15 protein-coding genes and 1 other RNA gene are annotated in these 17,855 nt (G+C 64.7%); 7 read left to right on the top strand and 9 right to left on the bottom strand.

The annotated features are described in order from the left end of the window. Positions 1-59 precede the first annotated feature (59 nt). The 4 genes from H597_RS0122175 (at position 60) to H597_RS0122190 (ending at position 7,396) form a co-directional block, all read left to right on the top strand. Positions 60-2,120, top strand: a complete 2,061-nt coding sequence (locus H597_RS0122175; protein ID WP_028104042.1) for a carbon starvation CstA family protein — start codon at positions 60-62, stop codon at positions 2,118-2,120. 4 nt (positions 2,121-2,124) lie between these two features. Then, the gene (locus H597_RS0122180; RefSeq protein ID WP_028104043.1) at positions 2,125-2,325 is read left to right on the top strand and encodes a YbdD/YjiX family protein; all 201 of its coding nucleotides are present in this window, start codon (positions 2,125-2,127) and stop codon (positions 2,323-2,325) included. 123 nt (positions 2,326-2,448) lie between these two features. Continuing rightward, positions 2,449-5,304 (top strand): response regulator, encoded by a 2,856-nt coding sequence (locus H597_RS0122185; RefSeq protein WP_028104044.1) that lies wholly within the window; start codon positions 2,449-2,451, stop codon positions 5,302-5,304. 4 nt (positions 5,305-5,308) lie between these two features. Next, entirely contained in the window at positions 5,309-7,396 is a 2,088-nt protein-coding gene (locus H597_RS0122190) for a putative bifunctional diguanylate cyclase/phosphodiesterase (RefSeq protein ID WP_028104045.1), read from the top strand. Here the strand turns inward: H597_RS0122190 and recR are convergent. Genes recR through dnaX form a run of 4 tightly spaced genes read right to left on the bottom strand, consistent with a single transcriptional unit; the run spans position 7,376 to position 11,008 of the window. After that, positions 7,376-7,966 (bottom strand): recombination mediator RecR, encoded by a 591-nt coding sequence (recR, locus tag H597_RS0122195; protein ID WP_028104046.1) that lies wholly within the window; start codon positions 7,964-7,966, stop codon positions 7,376-7,378. The genes H597_RS0122190 and recR overlap by 21 nt on opposite strands. A 4-nt stretch (positions 7,967-7,970) precedes the next feature. Further along, complete coding sequence (locus H597_RS0122200) at positions 7,971-8,261, bottom strand: YciI family protein (RefSeq protein WP_028104047.1); 291 nt, start codon at positions 8,259-8,261, stop codon at positions 7,971-7,973. 9 nt (positions 8,262-8,270) lie between these two features. Further along, a complete protein-coding gene (locus H597_RS0122205; RefSeq protein WP_028104048.1) occupies positions 8,271-8,597 on the bottom strand; it encodes a YbaB/EbfC family nucleoid-associated protein in 327 nt (108 codons plus the stop codon). A gap of 38 nt (positions 8,598-8,635) precedes the next feature. Then, positions 8,636-11,008, bottom strand: coding sequence for a DNA polymerase III subunit gamma/tau (gene dnaX, locus H597_RS0122210; RefSeq protein ID WP_028104049.1), 2,373 nt, complete (start codon positions 11,006-11,008; stop codon positions 8,636-8,638). A 96-nt stretch (positions 11,009-11,104) separates the two neighbouring features. Between dnaX and H597_RS0122215 the strand changes: the two genes are divergently transcribed. Continuing rightward, a complete protein-coding gene (locus H597_RS0122215) occupies positions 11,105-11,776 on the top strand; it encodes a hypothetical protein (protein WP_028104050.1) in 672 nt (223 codons plus the stop codon). Positions 11,777-11,845: 69 nt separating this feature from the next. Here the strand turns inward: H597_RS0122215 and ffs are convergent. Together ffs and ubiD are read right to left on the bottom strand one after the other, a co-directional pair. After that, positions 11,846-11,944, bottom strand: an RNA gene (gene ffs, locus H597_RS34330) — signal recognition particle sRNA small type. Positions 11,945-11,960: 16 nt separating this feature from the next. After that, positions 11,961-13,445, bottom strand: a complete 1,485-nt coding sequence (gene ubiD, locus H597_RS0122220) for a 4-hydroxy-3-polyprenylbenzoate decarboxylase (protein WP_028104051.1) — start codon at positions 13,443-13,445, stop codon at positions 11,961-11,963. Between the two features lie 486 nt (positions 13,446-13,931). Here ubiD and H597_RS0122225 point away from each other — a divergent pair, with 486 nt between their 5' ends. Further along, positions 13,932-14,858 (top strand): lytic transglycosylase domain-containing protein, encoded by a 927-nt coding sequence (locus tag H597_RS0122225; RefSeq protein ID WP_028104052.1) that lies wholly within the window; start codon positions 13,932-13,934, stop codon positions 14,856-14,858. 182 nt (positions 14,859-15,040) lie between these two features. Here H597_RS0122225 and nusB read toward each other — a convergent pair whose 3' ends face one another. The 3 genes from nusB to ribBA are packed head-to-tail and all read right to left on the bottom strand — an operon-like array spanning position 15,041 to position 17,177. Further along, positions 15,041-15,511 carry a transcription antitermination factor NusB gene (gene nusB / locus H597_RS0122230; RefSeq protein ID WP_028104053.1) on the bottom strand — a complete coding sequence of 157 codons (471 nt, stop codon included), beginning with the start codon at positions 15,509-15,511 and terminating at the stop codon, positions 15,041-15,043. A gap of 20 nt (positions 15,512-15,531) precedes the next feature. After that, entirely contained in the window at positions 15,532-16,020 is a 489-nt protein-coding gene (gene ribH, locus H597_RS0122235) for a 6,7-dimethyl-8-ribityllumazine synthase (protein WP_028104054.1), read from the bottom strand. 47 nt (positions 16,021-16,067) lie between these two features. Next, positions 16,068-17,177, bottom strand: coding sequence for a bifunctional 3,4-dihydroxy-2-butanone-4-phosphate synthase/GTP cyclohydrolase II (gene ribBA / locus H597_RS0122240; protein ID WP_028104055.1), 1,110 nt, complete (start codon positions 17,175-17,177; stop codon positions 16,068-16,070). 143 nt (positions 17,178-17,320) lie between these two features. Here ribBA and H597_RS0122245 point away from each other — a divergent pair, with 143 nt between their 5' ends. Beyond that, a complete protein-coding gene (locus H597_RS0122245) occupies positions 17,321-17,743 on the top strand; it encodes an OsmC family protein (RefSeq protein ID WP_028104056.1) in 423 nt (140 codons plus the stop codon). Positions 17,744-17,855 lie beyond the last annotated feature (112 nt).

Consider the following 17,855-nt stretch of genomic DNA (forward strand, 5'->3'; position numbering starts at 1 on the left):
CGCTTGTGACAGTTATTCAATTCATGAATACTGGGCATTCATCCTTGGAGGAGACCCCGATGAATCCCACTATGAAAACAATCGGCTGGGCAGCGCTGTCCTTGCTGGGCGCCGGCGCGCTGGGCGTGATCGCCCTCCAGCGCGGCGAACCGATCAGCGCCATCTGGCTGGTGATCGCCGCCGTCTGCGTGTACCTGATCGCCTACCGCTTCTACAGCCTGTATATCGCCCGCAACGTCATGGGCCTGGAAGCGAACCGCCTGACCCCGGCCTACAAATACAACGACGGCCTCGATTACGTGCCGACCAATAAGAACGTGCTGTTCGGCCACCACTTCGCCGCGATCGCCGGCGCCGGCCCGCTGGTCGGCCCGGTACTGGCGGCGCAGATGGGCTACCTGCCCGGCATGCTGTGGATCCTGGCCGGCGTGGTGTTCGCCGGCGCCGTGCAGGACTTCATGGTGCTGTTCATCTCCACCCGCCGCGACGGCCGCTCGCTGGGTGACCTGATCAAGTCCGAGCTGGGCCCGGTCCCCGGCAATATCGCCCTGCTCGGCACCTTCATGATCATGGTGATCATCCTGGCCGTGCTGGCGCTGATCGTGGTGAAGGCGCTGGCGCACTCGCCATGGGGCTCCTTCACCGTGATGGCCACCATCCCGATCGCCCTGTTCATGGGCGTCTACTCGCGCTACGTGCGCGTGGGCCGCGTCGGCGAAGTGTCGCTGATCGGCTTCGTGCTGCTGATGCTGGCCATCTTCGGCGGCCAATGGGTGCAGGAAAACCCGGCCCTGGCGCCAATGTTCACCTTCTCCGGCACGGAATTGACCTGGATGCTGATCGGCTACGGTTTCATCGCTTCCGTGCTGCCGGTCTGGCTGCTGCTGGCGCCGCGCGACTACCTGTCCACCTTCCTCAAGATCGGCACCATTGTCGGCCTGGCGCTGGGCATCCTGATCGTGGCACCGATGCTGCAGATGCCGGCGCTGACCAAATTCATCGACGGCACCGGCCCGGTCTGGGCCGGCAGCCTGTTCCCCTTCCTGTTCATCACCATCGCCTGCGGCGCCGTGTCGGGCTTCCATGCCCTGATCTCCTCCGGCACCACGCCGAAGATGATCGAGAACGAGACCCACGCCCGCTTCATCGGCTACGGCGCCATGCTGATGGAATCCTTCGTCGCCATCATGGCGCTGGTGGCCGCATCGACCATCGAACCGGGCGTGTACTTCGCCATGAACAGCCCGGCCGCCCTGCTTGGCACCACGGCCGATTCGGCGGCGCAGGCGATTTCGCAATGGGGCTTCCACGTCACGCCGGACATGCTGACGCAGACCGCCAAGGACGTCGGCGAAGCGTCGATCATCTCGCGCGCCGGCGGCGCACCGACCCTGGCCGTTGGCATGGCGCACATCCTGTCCAATGTGGTCGGCGGCAAGGCCATGATGGCCTTCTGGTACCACTTCGCCATCCTGTTCGAAGCCCTGTTCATCCTGACCGCCGTCGATGCCGGCACGCGCGCCGGCCGCTTCATGCTGCAGGACTTGCTGGGATCCTTCGCCCCGTCGCTGAAGCGCACCGACTCCGTCTTCGCCAGCCTGCTGGCCACCGGCCTGTGCGTGGCCGCCTGGGGCTACTTCCTGTACCAGGGCGTGGTCGACCCGCTGGGCGGCATCAACACCCTGTGGCCGCTGTTCGGCATCGCCAACCAGATGCTGGCCGCGATCGCGCTGATCCTGGCGACCTGCGTGCTGTTCAAGATGAAGCGCACCAAATACGCCTGGGTCACCGTGCTGCCGACCATCTGGCTGCTGCTGTGCACCCTGACGGCCGGCTGGCAGAAGATCTTCGACGCCAATCCGAAGATCGGCTTCATGGCGCACGCCGCCAAATACCAGGCCGCCCTGGCCGACGGCAAGGTGCTGGCGCCGGCCAAGTCGATCGAGCAGATGCAGCAAGTGATCTTCAACGACTACCTGGATGCGGGCCTGGCGGCCTTCTTCATGATCGTCGTGGTCAGCGTGCTGGTATTCGGCGTGCGCACGGCGCTGGCGGCCTGGAACGCCAGCCGCCCGACCCACAACGAAGCCCCGGCGCAATACGCCGCCGCGGCCAAGTAAGACCATGCTGGACGAAATCGTCAAGGCAGGCCGCTATCTCGGACAGAGCATGCGGCTGATGTGCGGCCTGCCGGAATACGACACCTACGTCGCCCATCGCGAAGCGACCCACCCGGGCGAACCCGTGATGAGCTACGAGGAATTCTTCCGCGAACGGCAGGAAGCCCGCTACGGCGGCGCCGGCAAGCGCGGCGGCTGCTGCTGACCCCAGGGGGGACATTGACTTACCGGGAGCAATTGCTAGCGACCGAAACATAGAGCCAGATCAAGGTGTCGAATTTCTTAGCATTTATTCTTTGCCCGATGGAATCGTCCTTCGGCGGCGAAAATGCTCAACTTCGAACGGTCCGGCTTAAGCCAGAAACTGACCTTCATTTCGGTGCTCACCACCGGCAGCGCCCTGCTGCTGGTGTTCGTGGCGTTCGCCGTTGCTTCCGTCCTGTCCCACACCAGCGAGGAGCGCAAGCAGCTTACTTCGCTGGCTGACGTCATCGGCGCCAACAGCGTCGCTTCCCTGCTCTACGCCGACCGGCCGACCGCCGAACAAGCGCTGGCCGCACTGGCCGTCAAGGGCGATATCACGCGCGCGGCATTGTTCGACCGCGAGGGCAATCCCTTCGCCGCTTACCCGGCGCTGCGCGAGCCGCCCGGCGCCCTGGATGCGTCGCGCCTGCAGTCGCTGGCCGCCGGCGAGCTGGCCGAACGCGACGGCCCGCCGTGGGCGCCGCTGCTGCGCCTTTACCGCCCCGTGCGCGTGCGCCAGCATGTGATCGGGGCGGTGATGATCGAGGCCGGCCAGGCCTCGCTGTGGCTGGGCATCCTGCGCAACCTTGGCATGACGGCGGCGGCCACCGCCGCCTCCTTCGGGCTGGCGCTGGTGCTGTCGGCGCGCTTTCGGGAAGGCATCGCGGCGCCCATCGCCCAGTTGATCGCGGCGGCGGACAAGGTCAGCAGCAGCCAGACCTACGCCCAGGTGCAGCACCAGCGCAGCGATGAACTGGGTACGCTGATCGACAGCTTCAACGGCATGCTGGCGCAGATCGAGAGCCGCGACACCAAGCTGGCGCATTACCGCGGCGAGCTGGAACGCCAGGTCAACATCCGCACCGCGCAGCTGGAGAAGGCCAAGGATGCGGCGGAAGCGGCGAGCCAGGCCAAGAGCGCCTTCCTGGCCAATATGTCGCACGAAATCCGCACGCCGATGAACGGGGTGCTGGGCATGGCGGAACTGCTGGCGGCGACCGAACTGTCCGAAACCCAGCGCCATTACACCAGCATGGTGCGCCGCTCGGGCGAGCACCTGCTGGTGATCATCAACGACATCCTCGATTTTTCCAAGGTGGAGGCGGGCAAGCTGACGGTCGAATACATCAACTTCAACCTGCGCGAGCTGCTGGACGATATCGAGAACGTGTTCGCGCCCCAGGCCCAGGCCAAGGGTATCGAGATCGAGTTCGCCGTGGCGAACAATATCCCGCTGGCCATCTGCGGCGATCCGAACCGCCTGCGCCAGGTGATCGTCAACCTGCTGGGGAATGCCGTCAAGTTCACCGACCAGGGATGCATCAAGGTGGCGGTGCGGGTGGCCGAGGAGGACGCGCAATCGGCGCGCCTGCGCGTGGAGGTGCACGATACCGGCATTGGCGTGGCCCGCGAAGCGCGGGCGCATATTTTCGACTCGTTCTCCCAGGCGGACGGTTCGACCACGCGCAAGCATGGCGGCACCGGCCTGGGGCTGGCGATTTCCAAGCAGCTGGTGGAGCTGATGGGAGGCTCGATCGGCCTGGACACCGCGCTCGGCCGCGGTTCGATTTTCTGGTTCACCGTGCAGTTCGACAAGCGGCGCGTGGATGCCGACGATGCCGGCTTTCAGCAAAAGCCGACCAAGGGCTTGCGCGCGCTGGTGGTGGACCGCCAGGCGGAAAGCGCCCTCGCTCTGCAACGCCTGCTGGGGCGCTGGCATCTGCAGGGAACCTGCTCGCCCAGCGCGGCCGACGCCTTGCGCGAACTGCATGCCGCGGCGGCGCGCGGTACGCCTTACGACGTGGTCCTGCTGGAAATGGGCCTGGACGATATCGGCGGGCTGGCGCTGGCGGCCGAGATCAAGTCCGATCCCGATATCTCCGCCGTGCGCGTGATCCTGCTCGCTTCCGAGCGCAATGCGGCGGACCCGGTGCAGCGGCGGGCGGCGGGCGTGGCCTTCCAGCTGGTCAAGCCGGTCCGCGAGCCGGACCTGTACGACTGCATCGTCACGCCGGTGCGCGCCAGCGAGGGCGTGGCGGCGGCACCGCTGACAGGCGCCGCCTCCCACACCGCCGCACGCCCCCGCCACGGCCAGCGCCCGCGCGCCCTGCTCGCCGAAGACAATCCGGTCAACGTGGAAGTGGCATCGGCCATGCTGCGCGGCCTGGGCATGGAGGTCGCCTGCGCGGCCAACGGCGAAGAGGCGCTGGCCGCGGTACGCGCCGGCGATTACGACCTGGTGCTGATGGACTGCATGATGCCGGTCATGGACGGCATGGCCGCCACCGCCGAAATCCGCCGTCTCGAGCAGCAGCGCGGGCGGGCGCGCACGACGCCGATCGTCGCCATCACCGCCAACGCGCTGCAGGGTGACCGCGAACGCTGCCTGGCGGCCGGCATGGACGATTACATCAGCAAGCCGTTCTCGCAGCAGGCGCTGGCCGATACGCTGGGGCGCTGGGTTGCCTTGCCGCGCGGCCCGGCCCTGGCGCCGCCGCCCGCCGGCCCCGTGGCCGCCGCCACCCGCCACGCATCGGGCCAGCCCCCGCCCGCGGGCGGCCAGGTGGCCGTGCTGGAAACCCCGCGCGCCGCCATCAACCCGCTGGCGCTGGACGCTATCCGCGCCCTCAATCCGGGCCAAGGCGAGGCCCTGCTCCAGCGCGTGCTCGCCGCCTTCCTGCAAGACACGCCGCACCAGCTCGCAGCCCTGCGCGAAGCCATCGCCCTGTGCGATGCATCCGCCGTCCGCAAGACCGCCCATAGCCTGAAATCCAGCAGCGCCAACGTCGGCGCCGACCAACTGGCCAGACTGTGCCGGGAAATGGAACAACTGGGCCGCACCGGGCAGACCGCGGGGGCGGCCAGCCTGCTGGCGGCGCTGGAGCATGAATTCCAGGCGGCACGCAGGACATTCGACACCATCCTGCCACAGGGAGCATGACATCATGGCAGCGCTCTATTCCTCCAAACGCGGCACCGTACTGGTGGCGGATGACGATCCCGTCATGCGCCTGCTGATGCTTGAAATGCTGGCCCAGGTCGGCCTCGACGCCGTGGAAGCCTGCGACGGCCGGGCCGCCGTGGCCAGCTTCCGCGACAATGCGCCCGACCTGGTGCTGCTGGACGTCGACATGCCCGTGCTGGACGGCTTTTCCGTCTGCCGCGCCATCCGCAAGCTGGAAGGCATCGCCCACGTCCCCGTCATCATGGTCACCGGCGGCGACGACCTGGAGGCCGTCACGCAGGCCTACGAAGCCGGCGCCACCGACTTCGTGTCCAAGCCGATCAACTGGCCGATCCTGGGCCACCGCGTGCTGTACGTGCTGCGCGCCAGCGACGCCATCGCCCGCCTGCGCATTGCCGATGCCCACAACCGCGCCGTGCTGGCCGCCATTCCCGATACCTTCTTTCGCCTCAGCGCCGACGGCTACTACCTTGATTATGAAGAGGGCCATGAAGCGGGCGCCGATTTCGCCAGCCGCGAATGCGTGGGCCGGCATATCCGCGACGTGCTGCCCGCGCCGGTGGCCACGCGCATGCTGGACCAGCTTTCCGCCGTGCTGCACTCCCCTTCCGTGCATTCGGTCGACTACGAACTGGCGCGCGAAGGCGTGGGCCACCATTTCGAGGCGCGCCTGGTCGCCACCGCCGCCGGCGAAGTACTCGGCCTGGTGCGCGATATCAGCGAGCGCAAACGCACCGAGGAGCAGATCCGCAAGCTGGCCTACTGCGACAGCCTGACGGGCATTCCCAACCGCCAGGCCTTCCTGGAAACGCTGGAGCGCGAGCTGGAGCGCTCCCAGCGCGAGCAGCGCAAATTCGCCATCCTGTTCATGGACCTGGACTCCTTCAAGCGCATCAACGACACGCTCGGCCACAATATCGGCGACCTGCTGCTGCAGATCGTCACCGAGCGGCTGCGCGAAACGATACGGCCCGGCGACCACCTGTGCAGCCTGGCGCGCCTGGGCGGTGACGAGTTCACCATCCTGCTGCCCGACATCGAACGGGTCGACGACGCGCTGGCCGTGGCGCACCGCGTGAAGGACGCGATGCGGCGCCCTTTCAACCTGGACGGCCACGAGATCTTCGTCACCGCCAGCATCGGCATCTCGCTTTACCCGGAGGACGGCGAAGACTGCACTTCGCTGCTGAAATTCGCCGACACCGCCATGTACCACGCCAAGAACTGCGGCAAGAACAACGCCAAGCTGTACAGCTCATCGCTGACGATGCAGATCATGAGCCACGTCAAGCTGGAAGTGGGCTTGCGCAAGGCCCTGCAGAACGACGAACTGTACCTGCTGTACCAGCCGCAGGTTGACGTCGCCACCACCGAGATCGTCGGCGTGGAAGCGCTGATACGCTGGCGCCATCCCGAACACGGCATCATCCCGCCGACCGAATTCATTCCGCTGGCGGAGGAAACCGGCCTGATCGTGCCAATTGGCGAATGGGTGCTGCGCACCGCCTGCGATCAGGCGCGGGCCTGGCAGCGCGAGTGCGGCCGGCCGGTGCGCATGTCGGTCAACCTGTCGGCGCGCCAGTTCAAGGATGAAAACCTGGCGCAGATCGTCCTGGCCGTGCTGCAGGATAGCGGCTTCGATCCCAGCCTGCTGGAGCTGGAACTGACCGAAGGCACGCTGATGGACAATGCCCTGGCCACGCTGGCCACGCTGGAGCAGTTGCGCGGCATCGGCGTGTTTTTATCCATCGACGATTTCGGCACCGGCTATTCGTCGATGAGCTACCTGAAACGCTTCGATGTGCGTGCGCTGAAGATCGACAAGAGCTTCATCAGCGGCCTGCCGCAGGACAGCGAAAACGCGGCCATCACACGCGCCATCATCGCCATGGCGCATGGATTGAAAATGATCGTGGTGGCGGAAGGCGTCGAAACGCGCGAGCAGCTCGAACTGCTGAAGCACTACGGCTGCGATATGGCACAGGGCTACCTGCTGGGCCGCCCCGCCCCGCAGGAGGCGATCAGCCGCATGCTGGCGTGCGCGGGATCAGGTGCTGCGGCGGTCTAGCATGGCGCGCGCGATGGTGCCGGCGTCGACATATTCGAGCTCGCCGCCCACCGGCACGCCGCGCGCCAGGCGGGTCACGGCCAGGCCGCGCGCCTTCAGCATTTCACTGATGTAGTGGGCGGTGGCTTCGCCTTCGTTGGTGAAGTTCGTCGCCAGCACCACTTCCTCCACCACGCCGTCGGCGGCGCGCGCCAGCAGCTTTTCCAGGTGGATGTCTTTCGGGCCGATGCCGTCCAGCGGCGACAGGCGCCCCATCAGCACAAAATACAGGCCCTTGTAGGTCAGCGTGGACTCGATCATCGCCTGGTCCGCCGGCGTTTCGACCACGCACAACTGGCGCCGGTCGCGCGCTTCGTCGGCGCAGGTGTCGCAGATCTCGGTTTCGGTGAAGGTGTTGCACAGCGCGCAGTGGTGCACCTGCTCCACCGCCTGGTACAGGGCGCGCGAGAGCATGGCCGCACCTTCGCGGTCGTGCTGCAGCAGGTGGAAAGCCATGCGCTGGGCCGACTTGGGACCGACGCCGGGCAGGCGGCGCAGCGCCTCCGTCAGGAATTCAAAGGACTTCGCCATTGGATCAGGATTGCTTGAAGGCGCTCAGGAAATCGGCCGTTTTGGTCGGCACGAATTCGGTGATGGTGTAGCTGGCGGCGCCCGCTTCATTGAACGGGTCCAGCTCGATCACCGCTTCGATATCGGCCCGGCTGTCGGCCGTGGCGAGGATGATGCCGCCGGTGCGCGGCACCATGCGGCCGGACATCAGGAACATGCCATTGGCATATTGCTCGCGCAGGTACTCGCTGTGCGCGGCCAGGAGCTTGTCGATCTCCTCGGCCGGCTTCAAGTACGTGAGCGCGATGATGAACATGGTGCGGGCTTAGAACGGCATCTTGAAGCCGGGTGGCAGCGGCAGGCCTGCGGTCAGGCCGCTCATTTTTTCGGAAGCGGTGGCTTCGGCCTTGCGCACGGCGTCATTGAAGGCGGCGGCCACCAGGTCTTCCAGCATGTCCTTGTCGTCGCCCAGCAGCGACGGGTCGATCGACACGCGCTTCACGTCGTTTTTGCAGGTCATCACCACTTTGACCATGCCGGCGCCGGACTGGCCTTCGACTTCGATCAGGGCCAGCGCGTCCTGCGCCTTCTTCATATTGTCCTGCATGGCTTGCGCTTGCTTCATCAGGCCTGCCAGTTGATTCTTCATCATGATGCGGTTCTCCGTATTTCGGTGTTGAGTATGGGGTTTCAGTGCGCGGGCGTCATCGGCGCCACGATCGAGCCGGGCACGATGAAGGCGCCGAAGTCGCGCACCATTGCTTTGATAAACGGGTCGGCGGCGACCGTTTCTTCGGCGGCGCGCTGGCAATTGTCGCGGTGAGCCTGGGCTTCGACGCTGGTGGTGTACCAGGCCTTGCCGATTTCGGTCTCGACGCGCACCGGGCGGCCGAAGCGCTCGGTCAGCGCCGACGTCAGTTTTTCCACGTTGGCCGGCGTGGCCCAGGTTTCGATCGGGCAGCGGATGCGGAAGACCGACATATCGCCATCGACGCTGCAACCGACCAGTTCGGCCTGGGTCGCCAGCTGCTGCGCCACGCCGCGCAGCGGCAGGTGGGCCGCCAGCGCGGGCCAGTTGCCATCCCAGCCCAGTTCAGGCACCGGGGTGATGACATATTCGTACGGCGCCTTGGCCGCTGCTGCCGCGCGCTGCTGCGGCGCGGCCTGCGCCATGCCGCCGATGTGGTCGGCGCCGGCCGGTACGGCGGAATCGTCGGAGAACGCCGTCACCCAAGGCGGCAGGTCGTCCTCTTCCGCGTGCTGCTGCGGGGCGGCGGCGCGCTGCTGCATGTGCGCCGGCGCTGCCATGACGGCGGCGCCGCCCGGCTGCTCTTCCCATGGCGGGGTGGCCGGCGCGGCGGGCGCGCTTGGCGCCGGGGCGTCTTCCCACGGTGCCGGCGCGCGTGCTGCCGGCGCCGCAGGCGTCTGGGCGGCAGGCTGCGCGGCGCGCGCTGCGGCGGATGGCGCGGCGGCTGGAGCGGCATTGGCCGGCGCCGGCGTTTCGGCCGGACGCGCAGGCGCCGGGGCGCGCTGGCCGGTACGGGCAGCGGCGGCGGCGCGCGCCGCTTCCAGCGCGGCGGTGATGGCCATCTTTGCTGGGCTCATTGGACGGCTGTCGGCGGCTGGCGCCGCCTGCGGGGCCGGTGCTGCCACCGGCTGCGGCGCTGGCCGCACCGCAGCTGCAGGGGCTGCAGGGGCAGCGGCAGGAACGCTAGCCAGCCGCGCAGCGGCCGGCGCATTGGCGGCCGGCGCGGCAGCTGGAGCGACCTGTTGCACCGGCGGCGCTGGCGGCACCACCGGCGCGGGCGCAGCGGCGGGTGCCGGCTGGCCGACAGGCACGCTCAGGCGGTCCACCGTCGCCACATTGGCCGCCATGGCCGCAGCGGCAGCCGCGCGGGCTGGATTCGCGCCCGCCGGGCGCGCCGCTACCGGGGCGCCGGCCGGTTGGCCATCGGCGCCACCGATACCGGGCCGAAAGGCAAGCATGCGTAACAGGGTCATGGAGAAGCCGGCATATTCGTCCGGCGCCAGTCCCAGTTCATTGCGCCCGTGCACGGCGATCTGGTAAAACAGCTGCACCTCCTCCGCGTCGAACAGCGAAGCAAGGCGCACGATATCGTTATATTCAGGCAGGTCCACCGGCACCGCCGACGGCACGCTCTGCGCCAGCGCAATCCGGTGCAGCAAGGTGCCCAGGTCCTGCAAGGCGCCGTTATAGGACAGCGAACGGGCCGCCATCTCATCGGCCACCGCCATCAGGTCCGCGCCATCCTTATTGGCCAGCGCATCGAGCAGGCGCACCAGGTAGGACTGGTCCAGGGCGCCCAGCATGCCCTGCACCGCATCGAGCGTCACGGCGCCGGCGGCATAGGCGATCGCCTGGTCGGTCAGCGACAGCGCGTCGCGCATCGAACCATGCGCCCCCTGCGCCAGCAAGCGCAAGGCGGGCTGCTCGAACACCACGTGTTCCTGGCCAAGGATATTTTCCAGGTGGCCGACGATATGCCCCGGCGGCATCTGCTTCAGGTTGAACTGCAGGCAGCGCGACAGCACGGTGACGGGAATCTTCTGCGGATCGGTGGTCGCCAGGATGAATTTCACATGCTCGGGCGGCTCTTCCAGCGTCTTCAGCATGGCGTTGAAGGCGTGGTTGGTCAGCATGTGCACCTCGTCGATCATATAGACCTTGAAGCGCGCATTGGACGGGGCGTACACTGCCTGCTCCAGCAGCTGCGCCATTTCATCGACGCCGCGGTTGGACGCCGCGTCCATCTCGACATAGTCGACAAAGCGGCCGCCGTCGATGGCGGTACAAGCCTCGCACACGCCGCAGGGAGTGGCCGTGATGCCGCCGTTGCCGTCCGGGCCGACGCAATTGAGCGACTTGGCCAGGATGCGGGACAGCGTCGTCTTGCCGACACCGCGTGTCCCGGTAAACAGGTAGGCGTGGTGCAGGCGCCCGGTATGCAGCGCGTGGGTCAGCGCACGCACAACGTGCTCCTGGCCGACAAGCGTTTCAAAGTTCCGGGGACGGTATTTGCGAGCGAGGACTTGATAGGACATGTGCGCGATTTTACCGTAGATAGCAGACACTGCGGACAACATTAGACGTTTGGCCAGACTTGCCCTACACTTTTCCTTTTTTGCAACCATGCAACCATGAAAAAGCTCCTTCTGATCTCGCTGCTGGCCGCCGCCAGCCTGGCCCAGGCCCAGGAACGCGAATGGATCACCTATAAGAAGTTCGTCGACCTGATCCGGCAGGACCGCTATTTCGCCCTGCCCCAGGCCGAGCGCGACAAGCTGGATTTCTACCTGGAGCTGGAGCCGGTCAACCCGAAATTCAAGGCCGCCGACATGAATCTGACGGTGCTCCATGCCGGCACGCGCACCGCCCTGCCGCTGGACGAAGCCGCCCACCTGCGCATGGCGCCGGACCAGCAATGGCTGGCCGAAAACGCCAAGGTCCTGACCACGCTGCCCAAAGGGGAAAAGATCAGCGTGGCCTACAAGCTCGATGCCGTGATCCCGGAAGGCACGCAATGGTCGTATAACGGCCTGATGGGCAGCATCGCCCAAGGCAATGGCGCCATGAAGAAGCTTTCGGGCTACTTTGGGTATGTCAACTGGTTCGCTTCGAAGATCACGGCGGTCCGCCTCATCTTCGACAAGCCCGCCCAACTGACGATCCAGTCGAAAAACGGCACCAAGCGCTACCTCAGCGACGCCGCCAACGCCATCCGGCTGGCGCCCGATGCCGCCCTGCTCAAGGAAAACCCGGTGATCGAAGTGTCCATACGCCCGCTGAAAGCCGAGCTCGACAGCGAGTAAGAAGGAAAAAAGGGACCTACGCGCGCTCCGGCAAACCGGAGAGTGTGTACGTCCCTTTTTAGGAATTCAGGAGGCGAGCCTGATCTGCGGCACTTGCGGTGAACAGCTTTGGCTGCTTCGTTCCCGACCTGACCAGGTTAACCGTGCCACAATGCGCAGGGGCCCGCCCGGCGGCAATTATAGGCTATAAACCGAGCTGCTGCCAAATATCATCGACGCGTGCCTTCACTTCGGGCGTCATGGCGATGGTCGTCCCCCACTCGCGGCTGGTTTCACCCGGCCATTTATTGGTGGCGTCGATGCCCATTTTGCTGCCCAGGCCGCTGACCGGCGAAGCGAAATCCAGGTAATCGATCGGCGTATGGTCGACCAGGGTGGTATCGCGGGTCGGATCGACGCGCGTCGTGATCGCCCAGATCACCTCTTTCCAGTCGCGGATATTCACGTCCTCGTCCACCACGATAATGAACTTGGTATACATGAACTGGCGCAGGAAGCTCCACACCCCGAACATCACGCGCTTGGCGTGGCCGGCGTACTGTTTGCGGATTTGCACCACCGCCATCCGGTAACTGCAGCCTTCCGGCGGCAGGTAGAAGTCGGTGATCTCGCTGAACTGCTTCTGCAGCAGCGGCACGAACACCTCATTCAGCGCCACGCCCAGCACGGCCGGTTCGTCCGGCGGTTTGCCGGTGTAGGTCGAATGGTAGATCGGGTCGCGCCGCATGGTGATACGGTCGATGGTGAAGACCGGGAACCAGTCCTGCTCATTGTAATAACCGGTGTGGTCGCCATACGGCCCTTCCAGGCCATGCTCGTAACCGGACGGATGGTTTTCGTCCGGGTAGATATGGCCTTCCAGCACGATCTCCGCCGAGGCCGGCACCCGCAGCTCGCTGCCGATCGCCTTGACCAGCTCGGTGCGGCTACCGCGCAGCAGGCCGGCAAATTGGTATTCCGACAAGCTGTCCGGCACCGGCGTGACGGCGCCGAGGATGGTGGCCGGGTCGGCGCCCAAAGCGACGCAGACAGGATAAGGCTGCCCCGGATTGCGGATGCAATGCTCGCGGAAGTCCAGCGCGCCGCCGCGATGGGCCAGCCAGCGCATGATCACCTTGTTCGGACCCAGCACCTGCTGGCGGTAGATACCCAGGTTCTGGCGCTTCTTATTGGGGCCCTTTGTAATCACAAGGCCCCATGTAATCAGGGGCGCCACATCGCCGGGCCAACAATGCTGGATCGGCAGGCGGCTCAGATCCACATCCTTGCCCTCCCAGACGATCTCCTGGCAAGGCGCGCCGCGCATCTCTTTCGGCGCCATATCCCACACCGCCTTGACCAGGGAGCCCAGTCCCATCAAATCCTTGAAGCCCTTCGGCGGCTCGGGCTCCTTCAGCTGCGCCAGCACATGGCCGATCTTGCGCAGCTCGCTCACATCGTCGGCGCCCATCCCCAGCGCCACCCGGCGCGGCGTACCGAACAGGTTGCCCAGCACCGGCATATCGAAACCGGCCGGCTTTTCAAACAGGATGGCGGGTCCGCCGGCGCGCAGGGTGCGGTCGCACACCTCGGTCATTTCCAGGTGTGGTGAAACCGGCAAAGTTGTGCGCTTAAGTTCGCCGATGGCTTGCAGTTGGGAAATAAAATCCCGAAGATCGCGATATTTCATGCTTTTTTACGATTTTTTTGCTTCGAACAGGTCGTGTGAGTACTTTTGGTCAAGTCGTTGATTTTATTGGTTTTTGCTAATGTATTCACGAGAAAGCTATACTCAAAAGTAATAAAGAACGTGTTTGTTAGTATTGACGGGATATATTACGCCTCCTACAATTTGACCTACTTGATGAGCACATGGCCATTATGCCAACTATGTTGTTGCTCATTACATTCACGGAGAATCCGGGCTCCACAGACATTTTAAGGAGTGTTTTCACGAGGCGTCTGCCTCTAACCCCGGAAAAAAAGTTGTGTTGCAACTGGCCCCCAATAGACCGGCCAGCTCAGGCAAACAATGATGGCGTCCAACCAATACCGTGCGACATGTGCGGCGGTGGGCGAAGATAACACTGATGTAACGACTATGGCACGTCGAATTGACCGCGGTTTTCACGCGGCGGGGACGCGTTTTGACTCTTACATTTCAGGGGAGTTCTGAATGAACAATCGTTTCAATGGGCTGCTGCTTGGCGCCCGTCTGTGGGCTCGCCAGCCCGCCGCGTGGATTGCCACGCAGAGCATTTCGGCACGCGGCCTGCTGACCGCGGCTCAGTCCATGCTGAGTCTTTTCGGCATCGCAGCACTGGTCATGGCTTGCGCCATGGTGGCGCGTCCTGAACTGGCTTCCGAACTGGCCAACGCCCTGCGCGGCGAGCCGCCGGCGGTAGCGCAGGTTGTTGTGGCGCCGCCGCTGTCCTCGCTGATGGAAGGCCCGGCAACGCGTCCGGCCGCCCTTGTCATCGCCACCGCGACCGAAGAAGCCATCAGCGCCGAAGAAAAGGCCTTCCTCGGCTCCAAAAAGCAGCAGGAAGCCGTCACCAACTGGCTCTCCAAGCGCTACCGCGTGGCTGGCGATGCGACCAATATGCTGGTCTCGACCGCCTACCTGACCTCTCGTGAAATCAAGGTCGATCCGCTGCTGATCCTGGCCGTGATGGCGATTGAATCGGGCCTGAACCCGTTCGCCGAAAGCCCGATGGGCGCGCAAGGCCTGATGCAGGTGATGTCCAAGGTGCACACCGACAAATTCCAGGAAATGGGCGGCGTACAGGCCGCGCTGAACCCGGTGGCCAATATCCGCGTCGGCGCCATGATCCTGCGGGATTACGTGGCCAAAGGCGGCTCCGTGGAAGCCGGCCTGAAATCGTATGTCGGCGCGGCCGCGTTCGAATCCGATGACGGCTATGGCGCCCGCGTACTGGCCGAATACTCGCGCCTGAAGCAGGTCTCCGAAGGCAAGAAGGTGCCATACATCACCCCGCCGCAGATGGCCTCCGCCGCTGCCCCGGCGAAACCGAAGGAAGCGCCGACCACCGTCGCCCAAGCCGACAAGCAGATCAGCGCGGACAAGCTGGCCGGCCTGTAATCGCCAGCGGCCCCAGCACCGAGCCACCCACGGGTGGCTTTTTCTTCGCCTAAATAAAAGTCCCCCGTGGGGTCAGGAAGAAAAGTGGACATTGTCCACTTTTCTTCCTGACCCCACGGGGGACAACAAATTACCCTCCGCAAGGGAGGGCATTGCATGCTACGGCTGCTGCGCGAGGCTGCTTAGCGCTTCTTGTCCGCCGCCACTTCGTCGGCGCGCAGTTGGGCGGCCAGCTTGTCCAGCACGCCGTTGACGTACTTGTGGCCGTCAATCCCGCCGAAGGACTTGGTCAGTTCCACCGCTTCGTTGATCACGACACGGTAAGGGATCTCGACGTGGTTCTTCAGCTCGTACGCGCCGATCAGCAGCACGGCGTGCTCGATCGGGGACAGCTCGCCCACGCCGCGATCAACCAGCGACGTGAATTCTTCGCGCAGCTCGACCGATTGCTTGATGGTGCCGCGCAGCAGGTCGGCGAAGTACTCGCCGTCCGCCTTGTCGAAGCCATGGGCGCTGCGGATATTGTTGACGACCTTGGTCGCGTCTTCATTGTTCAGCAGCCACTGGTACAGACCCTGCAGCGCGAATTCGCGCGCGCGGTGGCGCGGCGTGCGGTTCTTGCTTGGGTTGGCGTGCGTCATATTGTCAGTCATATTCTTACCTTCTTGTTGAATTACTCGTCGTCGCCCTGATCCTGGTTCAGCTCTTCCAGGGCGATCGACAGGTTGGCCATTTCGACGGCGACGCGGGCGGCGTCGGCGCCTTTGATGGCCATGCGCACTTCCGCCTGTTCGTCGTTCTCAGTGGTCAGGATAGCATTGGCGATCGGGATGCTGTAGTCCAGGCCCACACGCGTGATGCCCGCGCCGGATTCATTGGACACCAGCTCGAAGTGGTAGGTCTCGCCGCGGATCACCGCGCCCAGCGCGATCAGCGCGTCGAACTGGTTGGACTCAGCCATCTTTTGCAGCACCAGCGGCACTTCCAGCGCGCCCGGCACGGTCACGTGCAGGATGTCTTCGTCTTCCACGCCCAGGTTCTTCAGTTCTTGCAGGCAGGCCGACAGCAGGCCGTGGCAAACGTCTTCATTGAAGCGCGCTTGCACAATACCGATGCGCAGGTTTTCGCCGGACAGGTTGGTTTCGTAGGTTGCTACGGTCATGGTGTACCTCTTTCTCAGGTTATCGGTTATCAGCCGCGTTTATTCAGTTAAGCGGCAGGTTTGGCCATGTAGCCGGTGACTTCAAGATTGAAGCCGGTCATCGAAGGCATCTTGCGCGGGCTGGCCAGCAGCTGCATCTTGCGTACGCCAAGGTCGCGCAGGATCTGCGCGCCAATGCCATAGCTGCGCAGGTCCATGCTGGCGGCGCGGCCGGTCGGGCGTACGTTCTTGTCCAGCGCTTCCAGCTGGCCGAACAGTTGCTCGGCGGTTTCGCCGCAGTTCAGCAGCACCATCACGCCCTGCTCCGACGCCTTGATCGCCTTCAGCGAAGACGACACGTTCCAGGAGTGGGTGGTGGCTTCGGTTTCCAGCAGGTCCAGGATGGAAACGGGCTGGTGCACGCGCACCAGCGACTCCTTGCCTGGCGCCATATCGCCGTGCACCAGGGCCAGGTGGGCGGCGCCGCTTGGCTTGTCGCGGAAAGCGATCATGCGGAAATCGCCGTGCGCGGTGCGCAGCGGACGTTCGGCGATGCGCTCCACCATGCATTCGTTCTGGCTGCGGTAGTGGATCAGGTCGGCGATCGTGCCGATCTTCAGGCCGTGTTCCTTGGCGAATTCCAGCAACTCCGGCAGGCGTGCCATGGTGCCGTCGTCCTTGATGATCTCGCAGATCACGGAAGCCGGCATCAGGCCCGCCATCGCAGTCAGGTCGCAGCCCGCTTCGGTATGGCCGGCGCGCATCAGCACGCCGCCCGGCACCGCGCGCAGCGGGAAGATGTGGCCCGGCTGCACGATATCGGTCGGCTTGGCGCCCTTGGCCACGGCCACCTGGATGGTCTTGGCACGGTCGGCGGCCGAAATGCCGGTGGTGACGCCTTCCGCCGCTTCGATCGACACGGTGAAGTTGGTGCCGAACGAGGTGCCGTTCTTGGCCGTCATCATGGTCAGGTCGAGCTGGTTGCAATGCTCTTCTGTCAAGGTCAGGCAGACCAGGCCGCGCGCGTGCTTGATCATGAAATTGATCGCTTCCGGCGTGACGTGTTCGGCCGCCAGCACCAGGTCGCCCTCGTTTTCGCGGTCTTCTTCATCGACCAGGATCACCATCCGACCGGCGCGCAGTTCGTCGACGATTTCTTGGGTGCTGGAAATGGACATATTTTTTCCTTTGATGTGAGGCACAGAGCGTTTCTTTGTTAACCCGCTATTTTAAAGGATTTGGAGCAAAACCGCCCCTGAAGCGCCGCCTTTAGGCTTTTTGGCCTAGACTGGTCCACTTCCCCACCCTGAAGGAGGCAGCGATGAAGACCAGTGGTTCGGCCGTCTGGAGCGGCGGCATCAAGGATGGACGTGGCGCGATCAGCACCGTGAGCGGCGCCCTGCAAAGCGCGCCTTACGGCTCTTCCAGCCGCTTCGAGGGCAAACCGGGCACCAATCCGGAGGAATTGATCGGCGCCGCGCATGCGGGCTGCTTCACCATGGCGCTGTCGCTGATCCTGGGCGAGGCGGGTTTGACCGCCGAAAAGATGGAAACCAAGGCTGAGGTAACTCTTGATAAGGTCGCGGACGGGTTCGCCATCACCGCCATCCACCTCGACCTGCGGGCCAAAATTCCAGGCGCCGACAAGGCCACCTTCGAGGAACTTGCCAATAAGGCAAAGATGGGCTGCCCGGTGTCCAAAGTCCTGAACACCAATATCACCCTCAGCACCACCTTGCTGTAATCCACTCGCCGGGGCGCCTCGCGTCCCGGCGATTCGAAAGGCTCAATTACAGGCGTTTGAAATAAGCTGCGCCTGCGGCCGGCAAAATAGCGCCCCCATTTGAGGAAAACGA

The sequence above is a fragment of the Pseudoduganella violaceinigra DSM 15887 genome (assembly GCF_000425385.1).
Taxonomy (GTDB): Bacteria; Pseudomonadota; Gammaproteobacteria; order Burkholderiales; family Burkholderiaceae_D; genus Rugamonas; species Rugamonas violaceinigra.

Coding starts and splice junctions, on each gene's coding strand:
- nusB (WP_028104053.1), bottom strand. CDS start 15,511: ATGACTGACAATATGACGCACGCCAACCCAAGCAAGAACCGCACGCCG.
- H597_RS0122215 (WP_028104050.1), top strand. CDS start 11,105: ATGAAAAAGCTCCTTCTGATCTCGCTGCTGGCCGCCGCCAGCCTGGCC.
- H597_RS0122185 (WP_028104044.1), top strand. CDS start 2,449: ATGCTCAACTTCGAACGGTCCGGCTTAAGCCAGAAACTGACCTTCATT.
- H597_RS0122205 (WP_028104048.1), bottom strand. CDS start 8,597: ATGATGAAGAATCAACTGGCAGGCCTGATGAAGCAAGCGCAAGCCATG.
- ribH (WP_028104054.1), bottom strand. CDS start 16,020: ATGACCGTAGCAACCTACGAAACCAACCTGTCCGGCGAAAACCTGCGC.
- ubiD (WP_028104051.1), bottom strand. CDS start 13,445: ATGAAATATCGCGATCTTCGGGATTTTATTTCCCAACTGCAAGCCATC.
- H597_RS0122190 (WP_028104045.1), top strand. CDS start 5,309: ATGGCAGCGCTCTATTCCTCCAAACGCGGCACCGTACTGGTGGCGGAT.
- H597_RS0122245 (WP_028104056.1), top strand. CDS start 17,321: ATGAAGACCAGTGGTTCGGCCGTCTGGAGCGGCGGCATCAAGGATGGA.
- H597_RS0122180 (WP_028104043.1), top strand. CDS start 2,125: ATGCTGGACGAAATCGTCAAGGCAGGCCGCTATCTCGGACAGAGCATG.
- H597_RS0122225 (WP_028104052.1), top strand. CDS start 13,932: ATGAACAATCGTTTCAATGGGCTGCTGCTTGGCGCCCGTCTGTGGGCT.
- ribBA (WP_028104055.1), bottom strand. CDS start 17,177: ATGTCCATTTCCAGCACCCAAGAAATCGTCGACGAACTGCGCGCCGGT.
- recR (WP_028104046.1), bottom strand. CDS start 7,966: ATGGCGAAGTCCTTTGAATTCCTGACGGAGGCGCTGCGCCGCCTGCCC.
- dnaX (WP_028104049.1), bottom strand. CDS start 11,008: ATGTCCTATCAAGTCCTCGCTCGCAAATACCGTCCCCGGAACTTTGAA.
- H597_RS0122175 (WP_028104042.1), top strand. CDS start 60: ATGAATCCCACTATGAAAACAATCGGCTGGGCAGCGCTGTCCTTGCTG.
- H597_RS0122200 (WP_028104047.1), bottom strand. CDS start 8,261: ATGTTCATCATCGCGCTCACGTACTTGAAGCCGGCCGAGGAGATCGAC.